Source organism: Bacillus sp. C30 (assembly GCF_040838255.1).
Classification (GTDB): domain Bacteria; phylum Bacillota; class Bacilli; order Bacillales; family Bacillaceae_G; genus Bacillus_A; species Bacillus_A mycoides.
Genome location: NZ_JBFPJH010000274.1, coordinates 1 through 4,438, shown reverse-complemented (window position 1 = coordinate 4,438; position 4,438 = coordinate 1). Strand labels below are relative to the sequence as shown.

Annotated in this window: 4 protein-coding genes, 1 pseudogene and 2 other annotated features; of the genes and pseudogenes, 2 read left to right on the top strand and 3 right to left on the bottom strand. The window is 36.7% G+C overall.

Annotation, left to right across the window (positions count from 1 at the left end):
- Window positions 1-61: 61 nt before the first annotated feature.
- Together AB3X49_RS18300 and AB3X49_RS18295 are read left to right on the top strand one after the other, a co-directional pair.
- Window positions 62-466: a DoxX family protein gene (locus tag AB3X49_RS18300; protein WP_002015248.1), complete on the top strand. Its 405-nt coding sequence runs from the start codon at window positions 62-64 to the stop codon at window positions 464-466.
- Window positions 467-487: 21 nt separating this feature from the next.
- The gene (locus AB3X49_RS18295) at window positions 488-1,345 is read left to right on the top strand and encodes a VOC family protein (protein ID WP_193652060.1); all 858 of its coding nucleotides are present in this window, start codon (window positions 488-490) and stop codon (window positions 1,343-1,345) included.
- A 19-nt stretch (window positions 1,346-1,364) separates the two neighbouring features.
- On the opposite strand, the gene AB3X49_RS18290 is transcribed toward AB3X49_RS18295, so the two are convergent.
- The 3 genes and pseudogenes from AB3X49_RS18290 to AB3X49_RS18280 all read right to left on the bottom strand — a co-directional run.
- Entirely contained in the window at window positions 1,365-1,679 is a 315-nt protein-coding gene (locus tag AB3X49_RS18290) for a 4a-hydroxytetrahydrobiopterin dehydratase (RefSeq protein ID WP_353825489.1), read from the bottom strand.
- Entirely contained in the window at window positions 1,660-3,414 is a 1,755-nt protein-coding gene (locus tag AB3X49_RS18285; protein WP_367963851.1) for an aromatic amino acid hydroxylase, read from the bottom strand. Before AB3X49_RS18285 ends, AB3X49_RS18290 begins: the two co-directional genes overlap by 20 nt.
- A gap of 162 nt (window positions 3,415-3,576) precedes the next feature.
- Window positions 3,577-3,804: a binding site (T-box leader), on the bottom strand.
- Between the two features lie 51 nt (window positions 3,805-3,855).
- Window positions 3,856-4,084 (bottom strand) — a binding site (T-box leader).
- A gap of 70 nt (window positions 4,085-4,154) precedes the next feature.
- A pseudogene (locus AB3X49_RS18280) lies at window positions 4,155-4,397 on the bottom strand (Ig-like domain-containing protein); the annotation flags it as partial.
- Window positions 4,398-4,438: the final 41 nt, after the last annotated feature.

Here is a 4,438-nt window from a genome sequence, read left to right as displayed (position 1 = left end):
GTGTATGTTTTGTAATGTGAATAAAAGTTTTGTGTAACAAAACTATAAAGGAGAGAAAGAAATGAATCAACATATTGGTAACTTAATTATTCGTATCGTGTTAGGGGTAACGTTCTTTATGCACGGTTTAACAAAATTCCAATCAGGAATTGACAATATTGCAGGGTGGTTTACAAGCATTGGTTTACCAGGAGGACTTGCATACGGTGTAGCAACAGTTGAATTAGTTGGAGGTCTATTGTTAATTCTAGGTTTAGGCGTAAGGTATATTGGCTTATTATTTGCACTTGTTATGGTTGGAGCGATTGTGAAAGTAAAATGGTCAGCTGGTTTGTTAGGAGACGGGAAAAATCCTGGATTTGAGTTAGAACTTGCATTATTAGCGATGGGTGCTTACTTATTTGTTGCGAAAGCTAATGGTTTTGTAGATAATTTCTTAAAAGAGAAAATGTTAAAGAAGAATTAATTAAAATGGGGGTATAACAAAATGGGCTTTCCACTTCATCCCGAAACAACACTTGGAGTTGTTCATTTATATGTATCAAATTTAAAGAAATCGCTAGAGTTTTATACAGAAGTATTAAGTATGAAAGTGCTAAAAGAAGAGGAAACAGTCGTTACATTTGGGAATGAAAATGAAGAACCACTCCTTATTATTGAAGAGAAGAAAGAAGCTTTACCAAAGCAAAGAGGGAGAACAGGGTTATATCATTACGCGATTTTATTACCAAACAGACAGGACTTAGCGAACATTCTTCGTCATCTTGTAGAGATGGTATATCCACTGCACGGCGGAGCCGACCATTACTTTAGTGAAGCTCTTTATTTAGCTGATCCAGATGGAAACGGGATTGAAATTTATCATGATCGCCAAAAAGAAGTTTGGCGTGATGAGAATGGAGAGCTACCATTTGTTAGTAACCCATTAGCTGGTGAAGAATTATTGCAGCAAGGAAGTACATGGAGTGGATTTCCAGCTGGTACTGTGATGGGGCATATTCATGTCCATGTAGCTGATTTGAAGGAAGCGAAACGTTTCTATGTTGATGGTCTTGGCTTTGATGTAACGATCCCAGCTCGTAATGGAGCACTGTTTGTGTCAGCAGGCGGTTATCATCACCATATCGGTTTAAATACATGGCAAGGTGAAGGTATACCATCACAAATGCCAAATTCCGTTGGCTTAAAGTATTTCACAATTATACTAGCAGATGAAAAACAAAAAGAGCAAGTGTGTGAAAGCTTAAAATATATTGGCGTAGTGGCTACGTATAAAGACGGAATATTACAGGCCAAGGATCCGTTTGGACATTGTATACATTTTAAAGTAAAAGGAGAAGCCTAAATAAAGGCTTCTCTTTTTTTTACTTTCTTATAATAGCTTTTTCATTTTGTAAAAATAGTTCATCAAATTGCTTTGCAAGGTCAAAATCTAGTTTCGTTAAACCTTTTGCATTCCAAGATGACAAAGTAATAATGACTGCTTTATACTGGATAAGGATAAATGGGTGGTGATTATGTTCTTCTGATAGTTTGGCGGCTTCAGAGACAAATTCGACTCCTTTTAAGTAGTCGGAAAACATATATTTTCTTTCAATCCATTTTTCATCTTTCACTGTCCATTTATCCAGCTTTGCTAACTCCTCTTGTACTTCTTCATTAGTTAATCGTAGCATCATTTTTCACATCCTTTACCTGCAGTAACGCAAGACCATTGTTAATAAGACGTGTTACAGATTCTTCAGTTGTGAAAGTAGAAAGTTGCTGTAATAATGCTGCTGATGCTTCGTGACCTTTGTTATGTTCTAAAAGCAATTCTAAAATTTCAAGACGAAGCAACCATTCTTTCGGATGAAGTTTATTTAATACTTCTTGAATAGCTATTAATTGATCAGTATGAGTATTGTGTAAAATACTATCGTTACGTATATCCCGAACTGTTTGATACATACGTTCAAGCTCATTCAGTACAAGTGGATCAGGAGTTTCTTGTACTTCTTCATTCATCGGGAAAAATGCAGCCGCATCCGCCGCTCCTGGGAATACAGAAGTGATTTGTGAGCCGACAGCCATATCAAATGCTCCCCATGAAGGATCAAATAATAAGCGATCTTTATGAGTAACTGCACAATTTATAAAGGAGATAAGAGCAATTTTTTTATCATTCTTTACAATGTCTGTTACTGTTCCTTTTACATGAATGCCACTTGCAAAAGTAAACTCTGCACTGCTTCCAATTGTAATGCCTAATGATTGTAATTGTTCTTCTGTACAATTTTCTAATGCAATATCTCCATCTAGTAATCCGATTGGTGTCCCGAATCCATCGCTGTGCACAGATGTAGAATGATTTTCTAGTTGTTTATTATGAATTGCTAATGCAGTTGGCGAGCTTGTTCGTGTGTAAATAACTTCACCAGTATCATTTTTAATTGTCTCTGTAAATGTACCCGTAATTTGTAATCCACTACTTAGCTCAGTTGTAGCATGATTTTCGGAGCGGATTGCTTTTTCTAATCCTTCTGTTCCACCTGTTTTAAATGCCATCGTTGTAGAGAACTGCTCAAGGGCCTCAGTCAATTCTTCAAATGATTCACAAACAAATAGCTGTGGTTGCATTTTTGTTACATCATAAGTTGTCCCGGTGCAAGCTTCAATTGAGAATGGGACTTTCTTTACAGCGTTTGTTAAGCAATGCTTACTTTCACCGACAGAGGAAAGGAGACCAGCACCGTAAATTTTCGGATCATTTATATTGCCGATTAAGCCGTATTCCACTGTCCACCAGAATAAACGTGAAATTTGTTCTGCTTCTGATAAACCAGAAACTAAGTTTTGTTTTTCGATTACAGCATTTTCAGCAACTGCAACTTCTTCAGGTGTAGAAGTAGGGCTTTCTTTTACGATCGTTAATGTACGAACGGCTTCAAAAGCATCATGTTCTTCTTTTGTGGAGAAAGCTTTCGCTCCAATTTGTCCAAAGCGTTTCACATATTTTGCATATGTAGAATCAAGCAAAATCGGTGCGTGGCCTGCAGCTTCATGAACGATATCAGGAGCGGGTGTATACTCGATATTTTCTACTTTACGAATATCTGTTGCGATTGGTAGTAATCCATGCCCCTGAAAATCGAAGAATGCGACGCCGGGAATAAGTCCGTCAATCGTTACGGCACCCCAGCCGCTTGGTGCTAAACAGTCATTCATTTCTTCTACTTTTGGAATTGCATCTATATTAATACCAGATGATTGTAGTCCGTTAACATAGGATGGATGAGCAACATCTTTTAAGAAGCTATGGTTTTGTCTCATAATGTAACGCCAAACAGCGTGATTCACCGGTGTGTATTGATCATAATGCTGTGTGGATACGAATGGTTTTAAATGTGATGGAATTTCTGTTTTCTTTGTCATTTAGACGTCCTCCTTTTTCTCTATAAAAATGAATACCAGTTTTGTATAGCTTGTACCACCTCCTTTCAGAATTGTAAGCGCTTATAAAATTTTATCATAACATTCGAAATTCTTTAACAACTGTTTGCGTGAGAAATAGAAAAATCCCCTATCGGAAAATCCGATAGGGGCGAAAAAATCGCGGTACCACCCTATTTGTAAGTGAAAATATACTTACATCTCAACTAATGATAACGGAAAAATTCCGTCTTTTCTTTCATGAATAAAAGCACTACGAAAAAGAAGCTCCAGAATTGTAATTCGTACTTATATATGTGCTAATTCCCACCGACCATTAGCTCTCTGAAACAGGGATACAAGATACTACTGCGATTCTTTCAACGCGTATATATGAAGTTATTTAAAAGGGAAGGACGCAAAAAAGCCCCTATCGGAAAATCCGATAGGGACGATAAAAATCGCGGTACCACCCTATTTGTAAACAATTAATTGTTTACCACTTACTTTAAGATAACGGAAAGATCCGTCTTTCTCTTCATGCATAAAAAGCATTACGGGAAAGAAGCTCCAGAATTGTAATTCACGCTTGTATATGTACTGATTCGCACCAACCATCAGTTCTCTGAGACAGGGATATAAGTCGCTACTAGTATTCCTTCAAAGCCGATATATAATTCGTTCAACTAAACTATGTTTTGTATTATAAAACTATATTTAAAAGCTTGTCAACAATAATTTTATTATTTCACTTCTAAATCGACGTTTAAATTAGATTTATTTCCAGCTGCATCGGTTGCTACAATGTGGATTGTATTTTTCCCTTGTTGTAATTGATTGCGATCGAAATAAATTTCAAAGTTTTTCTCCCAATGGTTCAAGAAGGCATTTTCCCATACACCATTTCCATTAATTTCATACTGTATCGTTACTGGATGTCCTGGAGCAACCCATCAAGATTCTGTCATCCAGTCTAAGAACCTGTCTAAAATCTAGGGTATAATCTATGTAAAAAGGATGATTCCTA

What these genes read in the sequence shown, in the direction of transcription:
- AB3X49_RS18300 (WP_002015248.1), top strand. Translation starts at nt 62, where the DNA reads ATGAATCAACATATTGGTAACTTAATTATTCGTATCGTGTTAGGGGTA.
- AB3X49_RS18295 (WP_193652060.1), top strand. Translation starts at nt 488, where the DNA reads ATGGGCTTTCCACTTCATCCCGAAACAACACTTGGAGTTGTTCATTTA.
- AB3X49_RS18290 (WP_353825489.1), bottom strand. Translation starts at nt 1,679, where the DNA reads ATGATGCTACGATTAACTAATGAAGAAGTACAAGAGGAGTTAGCAAAG.
- AB3X49_RS18285 (WP_367963851.1), bottom strand. Translation starts at nt 3,414, where the DNA reads ATGACAAAGAAAACAGAAATTCCATCACATTTAAAACCATTCGTATCC.